The sequence below is a fragment of the Amycolatopsis sp. NPDC034160 genome, from assembly GCF_055575355.1.
In genome coordinates this window covers 114052-133333 of record NZ_JBVISU010000008.1, presented here as the reverse complement: position 1 = coordinate 133333, position 19282 = coordinate 114052, and the positions used below count along the sequence as shown (strand labels likewise).

Annotated in this window: 13 protein-coding genes, 1 pseudogene and 1 riboswitch; of the genes and pseudogenes, 12 read left to right on the top strand and 2 right to left on the bottom strand. The window is 69.1% G+C overall.

Annotated features, from left to right (window positions below; genetic code table 11):
* Positions 1-3: 3 nt before the first annotated feature.
* Positions 4-300: pseudogene (locus tag ACZ54P_RS18465) on the top strand (HNH endonuclease signature motif containing protein); the annotation flags it as partial.
* A gap of 58 nt (positions 301-358) precedes the next feature.
* On the top strand, positions 359-535 hold the full coding sequence (locus ACZ54P_RS18460; protein WP_465462755.1) for an Imm21 family immunity protein: 177 nt from the start codon (positions 359-361) through the stop codon (positions 533-535).
* Here ACZ54P_RS18460 and ACZ54P_RS18455 read toward each other — a convergent pair.
* Positions 532-2466: a hypothetical protein gene (locus ACZ54P_RS18455; protein ID WP_465462754.1), complete on the bottom strand. Its 1935-nt coding sequence runs from the start codon at positions 2464-2466 to the stop codon at positions 532-534. The genes ACZ54P_RS18460 and ACZ54P_RS18455 overlap by 4 nt on opposite strands.
* 333 nt (positions 2467-2799) lie before the next feature.
* Here ACZ54P_RS18455 and ileS point away from each other — a divergent pair, with 333 nt between their 5' ends.
* The 9 genes from ileS to ACZ54P_RS18410 all read left to right on the top strand — a co-directional run bounded on the left by ileS (position 2800) and on the right by ACZ54P_RS18410 (position 14733).
* Entirely contained in the window at positions 2800-5970 is a 3171-nt protein-coding gene (gene ileS / locus ACZ54P_RS18450) for an isoleucine--tRNA ligase (protein ID WP_465462753.1), read from the top strand.
* 208 nt (positions 5971-6178) lie between these two features.
* The gene (locus ACZ54P_RS18445) at positions 6179-7783 is read left to right on the top strand and encodes a penicillin-binding transpeptidase domain-containing protein (RefSeq protein WP_465462752.1); all 1605 of its coding nucleotides are present in this window, start codon (positions 6179-6181) and stop codon (positions 7781-7783) included.
* Positions 7784-7826: 43 nt separating this feature from the next.
* Positions 7827-8510 (top strand): ArsR/SmtB family transcription factor, encoded by a 684-nt coding sequence (locus tag ACZ54P_RS18440; protein ID WP_465462751.1) that lies wholly within the window; start codon positions 7827-7829, stop codon positions 8508-8510.
* A gap of 113 nt (positions 8511-8623) precedes the next feature.
* Entirely contained in the window at positions 8624-10102 is a 1479-nt protein-coding gene (locus tag ACZ54P_RS18435) for a potassium/proton antiporter (RefSeq protein ID WP_465462750.1), read from the top strand.
* A gap of 142 nt (positions 10103-10244) precedes the next feature.
* Positions 10245-10922, top strand: coding sequence for a M23 family metallopeptidase (locus tag ACZ54P_RS18430; RefSeq protein ID WP_465462749.1), 678 nt, complete (start codon positions 10245-10247; stop codon positions 10920-10922).
* 103 nt (positions 10923-11025) lie between these two features.
* A riboswitch (SAM riboswitch) is annotated at positions 11026-11140 on the top strand.
* Between the two features lie 32 nt (positions 11141-11172).
* Positions 11173-12537 carry an aminotransferase class V-fold PLP-dependent enzyme gene (locus tag ACZ54P_RS18425; RefSeq protein WP_465462748.1) on the top strand — a complete coding sequence of 455 codons (1365 nt, stop codon included), beginning with the start codon at positions 11173-11175 and terminating at the stop codon, positions 12535-12537.
* A gap of 19 nt (positions 12538-12556) precedes the next feature.
* Entirely contained in the window at positions 12557-13177 is a 621-nt protein-coding gene (locus ACZ54P_RS18420; RefSeq protein ID WP_465462747.1) for a hypothetical protein, read from the top strand.
* A gap of 24 nt (positions 13178-13201) precedes the next feature.
* Complete coding sequence (gene lspA, locus ACZ54P_RS18415) at positions 13202-13810, top strand: signal peptidase II (protein WP_465462746.1); 609 nt, start codon at positions 13202-13204, stop codon at positions 13808-13810.
* Complete coding sequence (locus tag ACZ54P_RS18410; protein WP_465462745.1) at positions 13807-14733, top strand: RluA family pseudouridine synthase; 927 nt, start codon at positions 13807-13809, stop codon at positions 14731-14733. The genes lspA and ACZ54P_RS18410 overlap by 4 nt, the downstream gene beginning before the upstream one ends.
* A 74-nt stretch (positions 14734-14807) precedes the next feature.
* Here the strand turns inward: ACZ54P_RS18410 and ACZ54P_RS18405 are convergent, their stop codons facing one another.
* Complete coding sequence (locus tag ACZ54P_RS18405; RefSeq protein WP_465462744.1) at positions 14808-15821, bottom strand: AsnC family protein; 1014 nt, start codon at positions 15819-15821, stop codon at positions 14808-14810.
* A 133-nt stretch (positions 15822-15954) separates the two neighbouring features.
* On the opposite strand from ACZ54P_RS18405, the gene ACZ54P_RS18400 reads away from it, so the two are divergent.
* On the top strand, positions 15955-19278 hold the full coding sequence (locus ACZ54P_RS18400; protein WP_465462743.1) for a DUF885 domain-containing protein: 3324 nt from the start codon (positions 15955-15957) through the stop codon (positions 19276-19278).
* The last annotated feature ends 4 nt before the right edge of the window (positions 19279-19282 follow it).

Here is a 19282-nt window from a genome sequence, read left to right as displayed (position 1 = left end):
CTTCGCGCCGTATCGCTGGCTCAAAAATACGCACTCACCATCCGCGACGGCGGATGTTCCTTTCCAGATCGCGATATGCCGGTGCAGTGTTGTACGGCGCACCACATTGTTTTCTGGCGACACCACGGCGAAACGAAAATCGACGATCTCGTGCTCCTAGGTACCCAGCATCAGCGGCTGATCCATCACAGCGAAGGGAAAGTCGTCATCGCCCAAGGCGGACTACCCGAATTCACCGCACCCGCCTACCTCGACCCCGCCGGAACCCCGAGACGCAACACCCTGCATTCGCGGACATGAGCCGGACCGCGAATGGGCTGTATAACGACCAATACGCACGCTGAGAGGACGGCCTGAATTGTCGGCCTCCGACCGTGCCTGCGAGGTAGGCGAGCTTGCCGGTGTTCTGCCCATCGGCGACACAATAGGCCTCGGCCTCGGCCACGAGCCCGCCACGACCTGCTGTCTCCCGGAACCTCGCGCGTTCCGCCGGTGGCTCGCCGCCGACTCCGAAGACCACCAAGGCAGCGCCTAAGCGCGCAGCCGACATGACCGGTCCAGCAGCTCCCGCGCTCGCGCTGAGGGTGCCAGCCGAACCGCCTCTTCGGCCGCGTCGGCGGCGTCTTCGAAGCGTTCCATCCTCAAGTAGAGTTCCGCGAGATCGGCCCGCAGCCACCCGAGCGCGGCGGTGTTCCCGGCGGATTCAAAACTTTCGGCGCCGATGCGCAGCCGGAATTCGGCCTCCTCGAAGTCCTCGAAGGCGATGGCGAGTTTCCCGTGGGTGTACAGAATTTCCGCCTGCAACTCGTGCGGGCCACCGATCGGTTCGATCCGCTCACACACCTCCAACGCCGCCGAGGGCTCCCCGGTCATGGCGAGAATCCACGCCGCGGTCATCCGCGCTCCGGCGGCGTTCGAAGGGGAGCGGGCGCCTTCGTAGGAATCGGCGGCGAACTGGACCAATCGCAAGGCAAGCGCGGTGTCCCGTCCCAGTTTCACCACGAGGTCCCCGCAACGGCGCGCGTGGTCTCCCAGCAAGACGCCGTCATCGGTACGCGGTTTCACGTTCTCAAGTGCCGCGAGCGCGGAATCGAGGTCACCGAAAGCCTCGAAGGCTTCTGCCAACCGCAACGCGGCCCGCAGGTGTTCGTCGGGATCGTCCAACGCGGCCAAGCGTTCGACAGTCGCGCGCAGGTCGGCGAGGGCGTCGTCACCGTCGAGACACCGGTGCAGGGCGATCCGGGAGAGCACGGCCTGACGCCGGACTTCGTTCCCGAGCGCGCCGAACACCTCCGCGGCGCGCGCGAGTTCCCCTGCTCCGGCGAGCCGCCGGGCGGACAGTTCGCCTTCGGGGTGCGGAAGGAGTTCGTCGAAACGGTCCCACAGCAAGGCCGCGTGGACCGGGTCGTCATCGTTGCGCTCGGCGAGCGCCGCCAGCTCCTGCGGGGTTGTCGGGTAGAGGAGGATGGCAGGCGGGCTGATCAGCCGGGTACGCGGCGACAGCGAGTCGGCCAGATCCAGCGAATCCACCACCGGTTCCCCGGTCATGAACGCCCGGATCCGATCGCTTTGCGCGGAATTGCCGTTGCGGGCGTCGAACCGTGCCGCGATGGCCAGCGCGGCGGGACCGTGTCCCGACCCCGGACCGAGCGCGAGTGCGGCGGCGGCGTGGAAGTCCCTCTCGTCCGAGGGAAACGACCGCCAGTGGGCATGGCGCTCGACCAGCTTCCGTGCCGCCTCGGAATTTCCGGTGCGCGCACAGAATTCGACATGCCGCGCGATCGCGTCGAGGTTTTCCGGTTGGGACCAAAACGCCGAGTAGGACTGCCGGAACGCGTCGACCGCTTCCTCCAGCCGCCCTAGCCGGACGTACGGGAGCATGAGTGCGGCAAGCATCGAGTGCGGCTGCTTCGAACAGGTGTCCTCGTCGATGAGGAGCCGGGCCGCCTCCTCAAGCCTGCCTGCCTGGATCAGATGGCCGACCTTCACCCCCGCGTCGCATCTGGAGCACCGTGAACTCTCGCGCGGGGTGCTCCATCGCTCGTACTGCCGCTCCGCGCCGACGTGATCACCGAGTTCCCAAGCGATGATCAACCGGTTGTCCGGCATCGGGCCGAAAAGCCGTTCACCCTCGTCGATCGCCGCGAGGGTGTCCGCTAGCGGGACGGAAGGATCCTCGGTGAACGCGATCGTGAGGTAGTCGAACAGGTGAAGGAGATCTTCATCCAGTTCCGGATCGCGGTCGCTCGCCTCCAGGCACCACGAGAGCGGCTCGAACGCTTTCGCGGGCTCGCCGCCGAGCACGTACGCGGTCGCGAGCCGGACACGTGCCTCGTACTGATGCGCGGCCAGCCCCAGCTCGTCCACCCGCCGCGTCACCTTTTCGAGCACGGCGATCTGCCCTGCGCCCTCCCACATCCGATCGGTGACGCGGATCTGGCGCCACAACTGTTCTTCGGTGTTCATCACCCTCCTCGCCCGGCGCAGCCTAGCCACGGCGCTCGGTCACCGCCTCCGCGTTTTCGCCCACCCCGGACAATCGGGTTGCCCCCGCGCGCTACTCTTGAGACAACTGGCACCGATCCGGCCATCACCGGGGAGCCTCCGGAAGAACAGGGCCCACGCCCTCAGTAGAACCGGACGGGTACGGCCCGTCACAGCCGTCGAATGAGCGGCCCAGCCGGAACATCACCGGCCGGGCAAGCGGGGTGGTACCGCGGAACGCGCCGGAAACGGCCGTCTCGTCCCCGTGTGGGTGAAAGCCCGTACGAGAGAGACGAACCGCGAGGAGCACCGAAGATGTATCCCAAGGCACAGATGGACGGCGAGGCCGGCGTCCCGTCCCAGCCTTCGTTCCCCGAGTCGGAGAAGCGCGTCCTCGCGTATTGGGAATCCGATCGGACCTTCCAGGCCAGCATCGACGCCCGCGAGGCCGGGCACAACGGCTCGAACGAGTACGTCTTCTACGACGGTCCGCCGTTCGCCAACGGTCTCCCGCACTACGGTCACCTCCTCACCGGGTACGTGAAGGACCTGGTGCCGCGTTACCAGACCATGAAGGGCAAGCGCGTCGACCGCCGCTTCGGCTGGGACACCCACGGTCTGCCCGCCGAGCTCGAGGCGATGCGTCAGCTCGGGATCACCGAGAAGTCCGAGATCGACGCCATGGGCATCGACGTCTTCAACGACGCGTGCCGCGAGTCCGTGCTGCGCTACACCGGCGAATGGCAGGACTACGTCACCCGCCAGGCTCGCTGGGTCGACTTCGACAACGACTACAAGACGCTCGACATCACCTACATGGAGTCGGTGCTCTGGGCGTTCAAACAGCTGTGGGACAAGGGCCTCGTCTACGAGGGCTACCGCGTCCTGCCGTACTGCTGGCGCGATGAGACGCCGCTGTCCAACCACGAGCTGCGCATGGACGACGAGGTCTACGCGAGCCGCCAGGACCCGGCCGTCACGGTCGGTTTCCGCCTGGAGGGCAACGACAACGAACTCGACGGCACGTACCTGTTGATCTGGACCACGACGCCGTGGACGCTGCCGTCCAACCTCGCGACCGCGGTGCACCCGGATGTCCGGTACGTCGTCGTGGAGTCGGAGGCGCAGGAAGGCAAGCGGTTCCTGCTCGCCGAAGCGCGCGTCGCCGCGTACGCGCGCGAACTCGGCGAGGAGCCGACCATCGTCGGGCACTACACCGGTACCGAACTGCTCGGAACCCGTTACGCCCCACCGTTCCCGTACTTCGTCGGGCACGAGCACGCGCACCGCGTGCTGTCCGCGGACTATGTCACCACCGAGGACGGCACCGGTGTCGTCCACATCGCGCCCGCCTACGGTGAAGAGGACAAGGCCGTCACCGACGCCGTCGGGATCGTGCCGGTCACGCCGGTCGACGCGCAGGGCAAATTCGACGTCACCGTCGGAGACTACGCGGGACAGCAGGTGTTCGACGCGAACCCGAACATCATCAAGGATCTCAAGAACGGCACCGGTTCCGCCGGCCGCCAGGGCGCGGTGCTGCTGCGCCACGAGACCTACGAGCACCCGTACCCGCACTGCTGGCGGTGCCGGAACCCGTTGATCTACCGCGCCGTCTCGTCGTGGTTCGTCGCGGTGACCGAGTTCAAGGACCGGATGATCGAGCTGAACCAGCAGATCACCTGGTACCCGGAGAACGTCAAGGACGGCCAGTTCGGCAAGTGGCTGGAGAACGCCCGCGACTGGTCGATCTCGCGCAACCGGTACTGGGGCACGCCGATCCCGGTGTGGCAGTCGGACGACCCGACATACCCGCGCACGGACGTCTACGGTTCGCTCGACGAACTCGAGCGTGACTTCGGCGTGCGGCTGGACAACCTCCACCGGCCCTTCGTCGACGAGCTGACCCGGCCGAACCCGGACGACCCGACCGGGAAGTCCACCATGCGCCGGATCGAGGACGTGTTCGACGTCTGGTTCGACTCGGGTTCGATGCCGTACGCCCAGGTGCACTACCCGTTCGAGAACACCGACTGGTTCGAGCACCACTACCCGGGCGACTTCATCGTCGAGTACATCGGGCAGACCCGTGGCTGGTTCTACCTGCTGCACGTGCTGGCGACCGCGTTGTTCGACCGGCCGGCGTTCCGCACCTGTATCTCGCACGGCATCGTGCTCGGCTCGGACGGCCAGAAGATGTCCAAGTCGCTGCGCAACTATCCGGACGTCAACGAGGTCTTCGACCGCGACGGCTCGGACGCCATGCGCTGGTATCTGATGGCGAGCCCGATCCTGCGCGGCGGGAACCTGATCGTCACCGACAAGGGCATCCGCGACGCCGTCCGCCAGGCCGTGCTGCCGCTGTGGAACTCGTACTACTTCCTCGCTTTGTACGCGAACGCCGAGGGCGTGGAAGGCAAGTGGCGCACGGATTCGAAGCATGTTCTCGACCGGTACGTGCTGGCGAAGACGCACGAGCTGGTGACCGACGTGGAGCACGCGCTCGACACCTACGACGTCGCCGGTGCCTGTGGAGGCGTCCGTGACTTCCTCGAGGTGCTCACGAACTGGTACGTGCGCCGGTCGCGCGACCGGTTCTGGGCGGGCGAGCAGGACGCGATCGACACCCTGCACACCGTGCTGGAGGTGACGTCGCGGGTGGTGGCGCCGCTGCTGCCGCTGACCACCGAGGTCGTTTGGCGCGGGCTGACCGGCGGCCGTTCGGTCCACCTGACCGATTGGCCGAACTCGCTCGACCTGCCCGCCGACGCGGCGCTGGTGACGGCGATGGACCGGGTGCGGCAGGTGGCGTCTTCGGCGCTTTCGCTGCGGAAGTCGAACAAGCTGCGGGTCCGGCTGCCGCTGGCCAAGCTGGTCGTCGCCGCGGAGGAGGCCGACTCGCTGCGCGAGTTCACCGACATCCTGCGTGACGAGGTCAACGTCAAATCCGTCGAACTGACCACGAACGTCGCCGCGCACGGCGGCTTCGAGGTCGCGGTGAACGCCCGTGCCGCCGGGCCACGGCTGGGCAAGGACGTCCAGACGGTGATCAAGGCCGTCAAGGCGGGCGAGTGGACGACGTCCGAAAGCGGCGCCGTCGTGGCGGCCGGCATCGAGCTCGTCGAAGGCGAGTACGAGCGCCGTCTGGTCGCCAAGGGCGGCGGCGCGGCCGCGGAACTGCCCGGCGGGGCGGGGCTGGTGCTGATCGACACCGAGGTCACCGACGAGCTGGCGGCCGAGGGGCTGGCCCGTGACCTGGTCCGGGTCGTGCAGCAGGCCCGCCGGGACGCGGGTCTCGACGTCGCCGACCGGATCTCGCTCACCGTCGACGCGCCGGAAGACGTGGTCACGGCCGCGAAGACGCACGAGGAGTTCATCGCTTCCGAGACCTTGGCGACTTCGGTGGCTTACGACGCCGTCGCCGACGGCTCGGCCGGAACGGTCGGCGAAGGCACCAAGGTGACCGTGGCGGTCGCCAAGGCCTGACCCACGCGAGTGCCATGAAAGGTCCTTTCCTTGCAAATTTCGCAAGGAAAGGACCTTTCATGGCACTCAGGACAGGTCTCGCTCACTCAGGTCACGAAACGGATTCGGAAACGTCGCTTTCCCGTCCGAAGGCAGCCTTGCGCGGGGGAAATAGGCAGGCTGGCCCGAGGCGCGCGAGGGGTGCGCCGTACTGGGGGAGAGCGAGTCCATGAGTCCTGCCCGAAAACGAGGGATACTGATCGGCGCCGTGCTGGCGGTCGTCGCCATCGTGGTGGCCTCGGTGGTGTTGCTGGTCAAGGAGGATCAGGCGCCCGCCGCCACCGGCGGCCCGGAGGGCTCCGCCGACCGCGCGCAGGAGAGCCCGGCGCAGGTCGCCGCCCGTTTTCTGCGCCAGTTCGATACCGGTGACCTGACCGGTGCCCCGGTCGACGACCCCGCGGCGGGCACGGCCGCGCTGTCGGCTACCCGCGGCGCGCTCAGCGGGGCGTCGGTCAAGACGGTTCTCGGCGAGGTTCCGACGACGCCGGGGGAAGCGACCACGACTTCGGCCACCTTCCACGCTTCGTGGACCTTCGCGGGCAACAGCGTCTGGAAGTACGAAGGCAAGCTGGAGCTGGTCCGCAACGCCGGGAAGTGGGTGGTCCGCTGGGCGCCGTCGGTGATCCACCCGAAGCTGGAAGCCGGTCAGCAGCTGTCGCTCGCGTCCGTTTCGGCCAAACCGGTCGTTGCCGACCGGGACGGCAAAGCCCTCGTCGGGGGTGGCGCGGCGGGCGTCGCGCCGATCCTTCAGGGGGCGCTGTCCAAGGTCGCGTCCGAGCAGGACGGCGGCACCGGGACTCCGGCCACCGTCGCCGTGTCGCGTCTCGACGCCTCGGGTAAGCCGGTCGAGACGCTCTTCGGGCAGGCCAAGGAGACTGACCAACCGCTCGTTTCGACCCTGAGCGTGGCGTCCCAGAGCGCCGCGCAGAAAGCCGTCGACGGCTTCCAGGGTCCGGCGATCATCGTCGCGATGAAAACCTCGGGCGACCTCCTGGCGGTCGCGCAGAACAGCGCGGCCGGGAACCAGCCGAAGGCGCTCAGCGGGCTGTACTCGCCGGGGTCGGCTTTCAAGATCACCACGGCGACAGCGGCATTGCAACAAGGCGGTGTCTCCGCCGACTCGCCGGTGGCCTGCCCCGGCAGTGAGCAGATCGGGACCCGCACGCTCAAGAACGACAACGGGTTCGATCTCGGGACCGTCTCGTTGAAGACGGCGTTCGCCGCGTCGTGCAACACGACTTTCGGGCGGCTCGCCGGTCAGCTGCCCTCGGACGGCCTCGCGAAGGCCGCGAACCAGTTCGGCCTCAACGCCGACTTCGAGATCCCGGGACTGGCCACCGAGACCGGGAAGGTGGAGCCGTCGAGCAGCGGTGACGAACAGGTCGAAGCCGGCATCGGGCAGGGAAAGGTGCAGGTCAGCCCGTTGGGCGCGGCGCTGATGGCCGCCACCGTCGCGGCGGGGAAGCCGGTGGTGCCGAAGCTGTGGCAGGGGCTGGAGACCAAGGTCAACACCGGTTACCAGGCCCCGTCGGCGGGGGTGCTGAACCAGATCCGGGCGATGATGCGCGAAGTCTGCACGACGGGGACCGCCAAGTCGTTGAAGAGCAGCGGGACCGTCTTCGGCAAGACCGGGACGGCGCAGTTCGGCTCCGGCGCCGATGCCAACGGCTGGTTCGTCGGCTACCGCGGCGACGTCGCGTTCGCGGTCATGCTCGAAGGATCCAACGACTCCAAGCCCGCCGTCCAGCTGGCGGCGAAGTTCCTGGCTGGCTGACGGTTCGGTCTTCACCGAAGCGTCGGTCTTCTACGGTGAGCCGATGGAAACGATCGCCTTGGCCGAGGTCGCGGCCGTGCTCGCCGAGCCGAGCCGCGCGTCGATGTGCCTCGCGCTGCTCGACGGGCGCGCCTGGACGGTGACCGAGCTGGCGCGCGCGGCCGGCGTCGCCGCGTCGACGGCCAGCGAGCACGTGACGAAGCTGGCCGAGGCCGGGTTCGTCGCGCGCGTCAAGCAAGGGCGGCACAGCTACGTCCGGATCGCCGACCCCCGGGTGGCGGAGCTGATCGAGCATTTGGCGCAGCACGCCGCCCACCGTCCGGTGAAGGGGTTGCGTTCGTCGGTCCGGGCGCGCCGCCTCGAGTTCGCGCGGACCTGCTACGACCACCTCGCGGGGAAGGTCGGCGTCGCGATCCGGGACGGAATGCTCGCCACCGGTCTGATCGGCGAGGCAGACGGCCTGACGCTGACCGGACGAGGCCGTGAGGTGTTGGGCGAACTCGGCGTGGAGATCGTCGAGAGCCGCCGCCCGCTGCTACGCGACTGTCTGGATTGGACGGTGCGCCGTGCGCATCTGGCGGGCCGGGTGCCGGCGGCGTTACTGTCTCACGGAGTGAGTGCCGGCTGGTTGACCCGCGAGGGCAACCGTGCGGTGAAGGTCCTCCCCGCGGCGGAAGAGCCGTTCGCGGCGCTCGGGGTCGACCTGGTGGCCCTGCGGAGTCCTTAAAGGACAGTGTGTAACACAGACCGGTCGAAGCGCCGTCAAGCGGTACACGAAGGAGTGACGAGCACCGCCTCACTATTCTGAAGTCCTCACGGCGGCCGGACGGGAGGCGACTCATGGAGCAGCTTCCGCTCATCCTGGGTACCGGCGGCGCCGTCCTCCTCGTCGCCGTGATCGCCGTCCGGGTGTCGATCCGGGTCGGCCTTCCCTCGCTGCTGCTCTATCTGGGGATGGGCGTCCTGCTCGGCGAAGCCGGGTTCGGCATCCAGTTCGACAACTCCGAGCTCACCCAGTCACTCGGCCTCGCCGCGCTGGTGATGATCCTGTCCGAAGGTGGCCTCACCACCCGGTGGTCGGCCGTGAAACCCTCACTGGGCATCGGAATCGCACTGTCCACAGTGGCCGTCGCGGTGAGCATCGCGGTCACCGGCGCCGCGCTGCACTGGTTGCTCGGCCTCGATTGGCGGATGGCGTTGCTGTGGGGCGCGGTGCTCGCCTCGACCGACGCCGCCGCGGTCTTCTCGGTACTGAGATCGGCGGGGATCGGGAAGCGGCTCGTCGGCGCGCTCGAAATCGAGTCCGGGATCAACGACGCCCCGGCCTACATCGCCGTCGTCGTCCTGGCCGAGGGCGCGACGGTGGACTGGTCGCTGCCGTTGCTGGTGGTCTACGAACTCGCCGCCGGACTGGTGATCGGCCTCGCTTTCGGTTGGGGCGGCGCGCAGGCGCTGCGCCGGGCCGCGCTCCCGGCCACCGGTCTGTACCCGCTCGCCACGGTCGCGGTGTGCGTCGTGGCGTATTCGAGCGGGCAGCTCGCCCACGCGTCGGGCCTGCTCGCCACCTATGTCGCGGCACTGGTGCTGGGGAATTCGAAGCTGCCGCACCGCTCGGACACGCTTTCCTTCGCCGAAGGGCTCGGCTGGCTCGCGCAGATCGGGCTGTTCGTGCTGCTGGGCCTGTTCGCCTCGCCGAGCAGGATCCTGGAGAGCCTGGTCCAGGGGCTGGTGGCGGGCGCGGTCGTGTTGTTGCTGGCTCGTCCGCTGTCGGTGGTGCTGTCGGCGCTGCCGTTCAAGATCCCATGGCGAGAACAGGTGTTCCTGTCCTGGGCAGGCTTGCGCGGGGCGGTCCCGATCGTGCTCGCGCTGATCCCGCTGTCGTCCGGGGTGCCTGGCGCGCAGGAACTCGTCGACGCGGTGTTCGTGCTGGTCATCGTGCTGACCCTGCTCCAAGGCGCGACCTTGACCCCGCTCGCCAAGGCGCTCGGGCTGGCACAGCACTCCGAAGCACACGAGATCGACGTCGACTCCGCCCCGCTCGACGAGATGGGCGCCGAGCTGCTGCAGGTCCGTATCCATCCCGGGTCCAAGATGCACGGCGTCTACCTGGCGGAACTGCGGCTTCCGGTGGGGGCGACGATCAGCCTGCTCGTCCGCGACGGCACCGGGTTCACGCCCAACAAGAACACCCGGCTCCAGGAACGGGATCAGTTACTCGTAGTGACCACCTCTGAAGCACGTGACGGTGCCGAACGACGGCTTCGTGCCGTCGACCGGGCCGGTCGCCTCGCCAGGTGGAAGGGCGAATCCGGCCAGTAGGTCACGAACCCGTACCAGCCGTTCGTCGGTGGATCTCAGAAAATTCGTCACAGGTTATTCCTTTTTGTACTCCTTTTAGATTATTTTCCCGGCAATCCATTCCGTCGAATGGGTGAATGTCACGGGTTAGGGAGTACGCAAGGTGACGAAACTTCGTGCGCAGTTCGCCGGTCTGGGGGGCGCAACCGTTCTCGTAGGGGTGGTCCTGTCGGCACCCGCGTCGGCCGCGGGGGCGTTCCCGGCGTTCGGCTTGCCGTTCGACACCGGCCAGTCGGTCTACTCGGCGGGGATCCACTCGGACAACGGCACCTCCGGCGTGAAGAACGCCATCGACTTCAGCCCGGGAGACGAGACCGTCCGCGTTCCGCTGGCGGGCACCGTCCGGATCCAGCACTGCGACGGCGGTGACTGGGTGACCGTCGACCACGACGGCGGCTGGCGGACCGGGTACTACCACCTCGAGGGCATTTCGGTCACCGATGGCCAGCGGGTCGTCCCCGGTGACACCCTCGGCCGGACCGGGAACGCGCTGCCCTGCGGCGGCAGCAGCACCGGTGCGCACGTGCACTTCACCCTGTGGACGCTGCCCACGGCCGCCAAGGGCGGCGACTCCCGCGACTTCGGCGTCGGCGCGGGCAACTGGAACGGGCTGTCCTACGACGAGGTCTCGACCAAGGTCGCCGAGGCGTACGGCGAAGCGATCGACGGCAAGACCTTCGGCGGCTGGCAGTTCACGGCGGGCGCAGATCAGTACTCGGGTACCGCCACCGAGGTCGCCTCCCGCTCCGTCGTTTCCCTGCCCGGCCGGTTCCGCGTCTGACCTCCCGCAGGGGTTCTTCTCGCTTGCGGAGTACGTGAGCGGCGTCTCAACATGCGGGCAAGGGGTGGCTCGATCGCCGGGGCATCCGCTAACTTCGTCCGTAGGTCACGAGTGTCAGCGTCAAGCCCCGGCTAGCTGACCGGCAACCCTCCTTCCGCGGTGGGGTGCCCCGGGTGAGGACCTGGCTCGTCGCGCGGTGCGACGGGCAAGCGCGGGATCCTCGTCGGGTCCCCTGGCCCGGAGGATGACGATGACCCTCGCTCTCGAACGCACCAGCACCCCCGCCACTGTCGCGGAAACCGTTGCCCCGCACGAAATCCCGGCCGTCGCCTGCGCCGAACTGCGGGTCCCGCTGGTCACCGGCGGCGACATCGGCTACGCCAACCTCGACCACGCGGCGAGCGCCCCTTGCCTGGACAAGGTGCGCGACGCGGTCGACGAGTTCCTGCCCTGGTACGCCAGCGTGCACCGCGGCGCCGGGTTCGCCTCGCAGGTCTCCACCAAACTCTACGAGCGCACGCGCGGAATCCTGCGGAAGTTCGTCGACGCCCGATCGACCGACACCGTCGTGTTCACCCGCAACACCACCGATTCCTTCAACCTGCTCGCCCGCAGCCTGCCGAAGCACACGTCAGTCGTCGTTTTCGACACCGACCACCACGCCGCGCTGCTGCCATGGAAGGGGCCGAACGTCCGCCGGATCAAGACGCCACGCACCCGCCTCGCCGCGGTGTCCGCTGTGGACGAAGCACTCGCGGACTGCCCGCAGGGCCCGCGACTGGTCGTCGTCACCGGCGCGTCCAATGTGACCGGGGAACTGTTGCCGGTCAAGGAGATCGCCGCCGTCGCACGACGGCACGGCGCTCGGATCGCCCTCGACGCCGCGCAGCTCGCGCCGCACCGCCGGATCTCCGTGCGCGAGCTGGACGTCGACTACATCGCGCTGTCGGGGCACAAGCTGTACGCGCCGTTCGGTGCCGGTGCGCTGATCGGGCGCGCCGATTGGCTGCGCGCCGCCCAGCCGTACCTCGCCGGAGGCGGTGCGACGAAGCTCGTCACCCGCGATTCCGACGACCTCGGTGTCGTCTGGAACGCCGGCGCCGAGCGGCACGAAGCCGGTTCCCCCAACACCGTCGGCGTCTACGCCCTCGGTGTCGCCTGCGAGACGCTGGCCGGGAACTGGGAAGCGGTCGTCGCCCACGAGGACGAACTGCTGGCTCGGCTGCGGCGCGGTCTCGCCGGTGTCCCCGGCTTCGCCGAGCTGCGGTTGTTCGACGCGCCGGTCGACCGGGTCGGCACGCTGAGCTTCGTCGTCGACGGCTTCGAGCCAGGTTGGCTCGCCGCGGTCCTGTCCGCGGAGTACGGCATCGGTGTGCGGGACGGCGCGTTCTGCGCGCATATCGCGACGAAGCGGCTGATCTCCGCCGCCGGTTCGGCCGGCCAGCAGGCCCTCCGCGTCAGCCTCGGCCTCGGCAGCACCGCCGAGCACGTGGACCGGCTCGTGCTGGCGCTGCGTCAGATCGTCGCCCGCGGCGCCCGCTGGCAGTACGAGAAGCCGGAGGGCCGCTGGGTGCCGGAGAACGACCCGCGGGAGCTTCCCCCGTTCTGCGCCTGACCCACTACCCTCTGTCCGCATGGGGAACGAGCGACCGCGTTACTGGTTTCCGTTGGCGCTGCTGGGGTTCGCCCAGCTGATCGTGGTGGCGCTGTCGTTCGGCCCGCCGTGGTCGGAGGGCTGGTTCGCCTACGCGCCCGCCGGAAACGACCAGCAGTTCCTGACCCAACACCTGTATGGCGTGGAGATGAGCCGCGAAAACGTGGTCGCGTTGAACGCGTCGTTCTCCGGCGTCGGCCGGAACGACGGCTGGCTGTTCGCCGTGCTCGCGGCCTACCTCGGCACCGTGCTCTTCTACGCGATCAAGGCCAGGCGGGCGGGGAACGGCCCGCGGTGGTGGAAGGTGCTCGCGCTCGCCGTCGGCGGACTGGCCGGCATCGTGCTGGCGGATCTGGTCGGCTACTGGGAATTCGACATGGACGGCGACGCGCGGAGCGCGGTCCTGCTGTCACTCGGGCTGGTCTCGCTCGCCTGGCTGGACCGCAGCGTGCTGATGCTGGTCGTGGCCGCGGCGTTCGTGCTCTGCGCGGTCGTCCTCGCCCAAGGACAGCTCGCGCTGCTGCTGTCGTCGCTGGTCGTGCTCGCCGGGGCGTTCGCGGCGCTGCTGAGCAGGCCGAAGGCGGCCGCCGGACAGACCTGAGCACGCTCCGTGGAGAATGGGGGAGTGAGTACAGAGCCCCCCGCGCCGCAGGACGACTCCGCGGAACCGGACGCCGCTCCGGCCGAGACCGCGCCACCGTCGCCGCCGTTGCCCAAGAAGCGCGTCGCCGTGGTGTTCGCCGTCGCCGCCGTGCTGTGGGGTATCGATCTCCTCACCAAGCAGCTCGCCGTGTCCACGCTTGAGGGCAAGCAGCCGGTCGAGTTCCTCGGTGGGCTCGTGTACTTCCAGCTGGTGCGCAACCCCGGCGCCGCCTTCTCGATGGCGACCGGGCTGACCTGGGTGCTCGCGCTGGTCGCGGCCGCGGTCGTGGTCGCCATCGTCTGGCTGGCACGGCGGCTGCGCTCGGTAGGCTGGGCGATCGGCCTCGGTCTCGTGCTGGCGGGCGCGCTCGGCAACCTGACCGACCGGATCTTCCGCGCACCGGGCCCGCTGCAGGGGCACGTCGTCGACATGATCTCCGCGTTCGCGCCGAACGGGCAGGGCTGGGCGATCTTCAACGTCGCCGACTCCGCCATCTGCGTCGGCGGCGTGCTCATCGTCATCCTTTCCCTGCTGGGCAAGGACTACGACGGAACATCTACAAAGGACAAGAAGAAGGCGGCAACAGAATGAGCGCGCGCATGCTGCCCGTTCCCGACGGGCTCGACGGAATGCGCGTCGACGCGGGGCTGGCGAAACTGCTGGGACTTTCCCGCACGGTCGTGGCGGAGCTGGCCGAATCCGGAGAGATCCTGCTCGACGGCAGGCCCGCCGGGAAGTCGGACCGGCTGGCCGCCGGCGGACTGCTCGAAGTGACGCTGCCCGATCCGGCCTCGCCGATCGAGGTCGTCGCGGAGCCCGTCGAAGGTATGAAGATCCTGCACGACGACGACGACATCGTGGTGATCTCGAAGCCGGTCGGCGTCGCCGTGCACCCGAGCCCCGGCTGGACCGGGCCGACCGTGGTCGGCGGGCTCGCCGCCAGTGGGCTGCGGATCTCGACCTCCGGCGCGGCCGAACGCCAGGGTGTCGTGCACCGGCTGGACGCGGGCACCACCGGCGTGATGGTGGTGGCCAAGAGCGAGCACGCGTACACCGTGCTGAAGCGGGCGTTCAAGGAACGCACCGTCGACAAGGGCTACCACGCCATCGTCCAGGGGCACCCGGATCCGACGCGCGGCACCATCGACGCGCCGATCGACCGGCACCCCCGGCACGACTACAAGTTCGCCGTCGTCCAGGGCGGGCGGCCCAGCGTCACGCACTACGAGGTCGTCGAGGCCTTCCGTGCCGCGTCGCTCACCCAGATCAAGCTGGAGACCGGGCGCACGCACCAGATCCGCGTGCACTTTTCGGCGCTCAAGCACCCGTGCGTCGGTGACCTGACCTACGGAGCCGACCCGGTGCTGGCGCGCAAGCTCGGGCTGTCCCGGCAGTGGCTGCACGCGAAGACGCTCGGCTTCGCCCACCCCGCCGACGGGCGCTGGGTCGAGTTCGAGTCGGAGTATCCGGACGACCTGGCCAACGCGCTGCGCATCCTCCAGGACGAGAACTAGCCCTGATTCGCATTGAGAGGACTAAACGCGGTTCTTGCCCACGCAACGACCGCGTTCAGTCCTCTCAATGCGGTCTAGTCGTCGATCGTCCAAGTGATGGTGCGCTCGTCCGGTTCCGGGCGGGGTGACCACCGGACGGCGACCACGCGGGTGGCGTCCGGCAGTACGTAGACGGTGTGGCCGCCAAGAGTCTCCCCGGGCCGGACGCCGATCTTGTGCGGCGGACGCGAGGTCAGGGAGACCGGTGCCTTCGCGATCGGCTTGCCGTCGGCGGTGAGCAGTTCGAGGTAGTTGTCCGGTAGCGACACGAACGGGGTGTTCCCGCGGTTGGTGATCTCGGTGTGCACCACGACCGACCGTTCACCGGCCTCCAGCGAGTAGCCCGCCGCGCTGAACAGGTAATCCGCCGGATCCTGGACCTCGAGCAACTGGACGGCGAGCTGCTCGCCCTCCAGCCCTTGGGTCTCCATGACGTCGCCTGTCCGGCCCTTCTTGCCTTCCGGGGCCTGCCGCGGCGCGGCCTGCGGCTCGTCGCCGCGGGCCCAGGACGCGGTCTGCGGGACACCCCAGGTGCTCATCACCGGATCGGGCGGCGGCATCGGGGGCGCGAACTGCTGCGGCGGTGGACCGGGAGGACGCTGCTGAGGCGGTGCCATCGGCTGACGGACCGGGGCCGACGGCGGTCCGGGATAGCGGCCCGACGGCGTGCCGTACACGTTGTACGGTCCCGACGGCGTTCCCTGGACGTTGTACGGACCAGAGGGCGTGCCCTGGACGTTGTACGGACCGGACGGGGTGCCCTGGACGTTGTGCGGCCCGGAGTGGCCCGGCGGACGCTGTTGCTGTTGAGGCTGTGGTGGCTGCTGCGCCCAAGACGGCGGCGAACTCGCGATGGCGGCCCGCAGCCCGTTCGGGTCGCTCTCCACGCCGACGAGCAGCGGCAATCCGCTCCCGGAGAGGGCGACCAGCCGGTACGCGACCTCGCGCGGATCCATGCCGACCTTGGCCGCGAGTTCGTGCACGGCCGCCTTGCCCATGTCCGCGAGGGCGGCGAGCAGTCGGGTATCCACGGGATCGGTCACGGCCACGTCCGGGAACGCTACCGCCTCGCCTCCGGCGCCGTGCGAAGGCCGTCCGCGTGCCGCGAAACCCGGCTTCGGTAGGACGTGCTCTCCATTAGGGTCGGGGATACCGCCTCCACCGATCCCCTGGGGAACAAACATGAGCGAAGTCTCCGCCCTCGCCGACGAGTTCGTCGAAGCCCTCTTCGACGCCGAGCCGGTCATGCCCGCCTTGCAGGGCTTCCGTCCGGAATCGACCGGCCTCACCGACCTCAGCGAGGCAGCGGGAGACGCCTTCCGCGCGAAGCTGGCCGGTCTCGCCGAGCGGGCCGAAGCCCTCGGCACCGACGGACTGAGCGCGGAGGAGAAGACCACCCGGGACGTCCTGATCGCGATGGCGCGGGCGAGGATCGCGCTGCTGGATTCGCGGTTCGTCGAATTCACCGTCAGCGACCTGTTCGTCTCGCCCGCCGCCGAGGTGCTCACCGTGCTGCCGATGATGTCGGTCGGCACGGGCGCGCAGGCGGAAGCCCATCTCGGGCGGATCGCCGCCATCCCGGAGTACCTGCGCCAGGCCGCGCAGCGGCATCGTGACGGCGTGGCCCGCGGCCTGGTCCCGGTCGCCTACCTCGTCGACGCCGCCGTCGCCTACCTCGACCGTCACCTCGCCGAGCCGTCGGCCGATCCGCTGCTGCGCCAGCCCGCGCCCGACGACGACTTCGAAACCCGCCGCGCCGACCTGCTGCGCGACGTCGTCCGGCCGGCGATCGCCGAGTACCGCGAGGTGCTCGCGAAGGAGATCGCCCCGCACGGCCGTCCCGAGGACAAACCCGGCGTCTGCTGGCTGCCCGACGGTGAGCGCATCTACGCCCTGCTCGCCGAAATGCACACCACGACCGTCCGCACCCCGCGTGAGCTGCACCAGACCGGGCTCGACGTGATCGCGAGCCTCGCCGCCGAGTACCGCGAGTACGGCTCCCGCGTCTTCGGCACGACCGACCTCGCCGAGATCTTCACCAAGCTCCGCACCGATCCGGCCCTGCGCTGGTCCAGCGCCGACGAACTGCTCGACTCCGCCCGCGCGGCCATCACCAGGGCCGAGGCCGAGGCGCCGAAGTGGTTCGGCCGGATCCCGCCGCAGCCGTGGACGGTCGAGCCGGTCCCCGCCGAATCCGCGCCCGGCGCGCCCGCCGCGTACTACATGTGGCCCGCGGTCGACGGCTCCCGGCCGGGGATCTACTTCGCCAACACCCACAAGGCGGAGGAGCGGTTCCGGCACGCGGCCGAGGCCACGGCGTTCCACGAGGCCATTCCCGGTCACCATTTCCAGTTGAGCCTCGCGCAGGGACTGACCGAACTCCCGCTGCTGCGCCGGATCGGCGACTTCACCGCGTACGCCGAGGGCTGGGGGCTCTACACCGAGCGCCTCGCCGACGAGATGGGGCTGTACTCCGACGACATCGCGAAACTCGGCATGCTGACGATGGATTCGATGCGCGCCGGACGCCTGGTCGTCGACACCGGGCTGCACGCGCTGGGCTGGAGCCGCCGCCAGGCCATCGACTTCCTCACCGAGAACACGCCGATGGCGCCGGTCGAGATCGAGTCCGAAGTGGACCGTTACATCGCCTTCCCCGGCCAGGCGCTGTCGTACATGGTGGGACGGCTGGAGATCCAGCGCATCCGCGAGGAGGCCGAGCTGACGCTGGGCAGCCGATTCGACATCAAGGCCTTCCACGACGTCGTGCTCGGCGGGGGATCGTTGCCGCTTTCGGTGCTGGACGGCGTGGTCCGCGACTGGGTCGCCGGCCACGGCGACACCCCCAACGGCCTCGCCGAAGAGCTGATGGCGCTCAAGTTCGAAGAACTGCCGCTGTGGCAGTCCCTGCTCGGCCTGCCCTGTGACCACGGCGCGCTGCCCGACCCGAGCGCGGCGGCGGCGGCCGCGCAGCGCGCGTCGGCGGTCGCCATCGCCGAGCGAGCCGAAGCCCTGGCCGTGGACGGACTTTCCCCCGCCGAGGCGGTCACCCGCGAGATCGTGATCCAGCAGGCGAAGGCGGCGGTCGACCTCGTCGACTCCCGTACCGACGACATCTCGGTCAGCGACGGACTGGCTTCGCCCGCGTTGCGCGTCCTCAACGAACTCGCGATGCTTACTCTGAACGACGAGGAAAGGGTCCGGGGGTACCTGAAGCGGCTGGAAGGTCTGGGTGTCTATCTGGACGCCCTGGTCGTGCGCCAGCGCGCGGCGGCGGCCGAAGGTCTGGTCCCACCCGACTTCCTCGTCGAAGGCGGGATCGCTTACGTGGAGCGGTATCTCGGTGACGTGGCGGGTGACCCGCTGGCGCTCACCGCGTCCGTTTCCGTGGAGGGCTATGAAGCCGAACGGGACCGCTTGCTGGCCGAGGTGGTTCGTCCCGCCTACACCCGTTACCGCGAGTTCCTCGCCTCCGAGCTGCGTCCCGTCGCGAAGAGTGCCGAAGAGCCGGGGTTGTGCGCGCTTCCCGGCGGACAGGAGAAGTACGCCGCGTTGATCCGCGCGCACACCTCCACCGAGCGCACCGCGCAGGAGCTGCACGACACCGGGCTCGACATGATCGCGAAACTGGCCGACCAGTACCGCGAACTGGGTGAGAAGGTCTTCGACATTAAGGACCTCGGAGAGATCTTCGAGCGGCTCCGCACCGACCCCGCCCTGCGCTGGCGCGACGGCGACGAACTGCTCGACGCCGCCCGCGCGGCCATCACCCGCGCCGAAGCCGTTGCCCCGCAGTGGTTCTCCACCATTCCCGAGGAGCGCTGCCAGGTCGAGCCGGTCCCGCCCGCGGAGGCGCCCGGCGGAACGCTGGCGTACTACCTCGAGGCGGCGCTCGATGGGTCACGGCCGGGTACCTACTACGCGAACACCCACGAGGCCGAGCAACGCCCCAAGCACACGAGCGAGGCGATCGCCTTCCACGAAGCCGTTCCGGGGCATCACTTCCAGATCTGCATCGCGCACAAGCTCAAGGGCCTGCCGATGCTGCGCGGGCACGCCGACGTCAACGCCTACGTCGAAGGCTGGGGCCTCTACTCCGAGCGGCTCGCCGACGAGATGGGCCTGTACTCCAGCGACCTGACCAGGTTCGGCATGCTCACCCAGGATTCGATGCGGGCCGGGCGGCTGGTCGTCGACACCGGGATGCACGCGCTCGGCTGGAGCCGTCAGCGCGCCGTCGACTTCCTGGTCGAGCACACGCCGATGGCACGGGTGGAGATCGAGGCCGAGATCGACCGGTACGCCGCGTATCCGGCGCAGGCGCTGTCCTACATGGTCGGCCGCCTGGAGATCGAGCGGATCCGCGCCGAGGCCGAGGCCGCGCTCGGCGACCGGTTCGACATCAAGGGTTTCCACGAGGTCGTCCTCGGCAACGGGATCCTGCCGCTGCGCGTGCTGGACAACGTCGTGAAGGAGTGGGTGGCCGCGCAGGACCTCCCGGTCTAAGCTA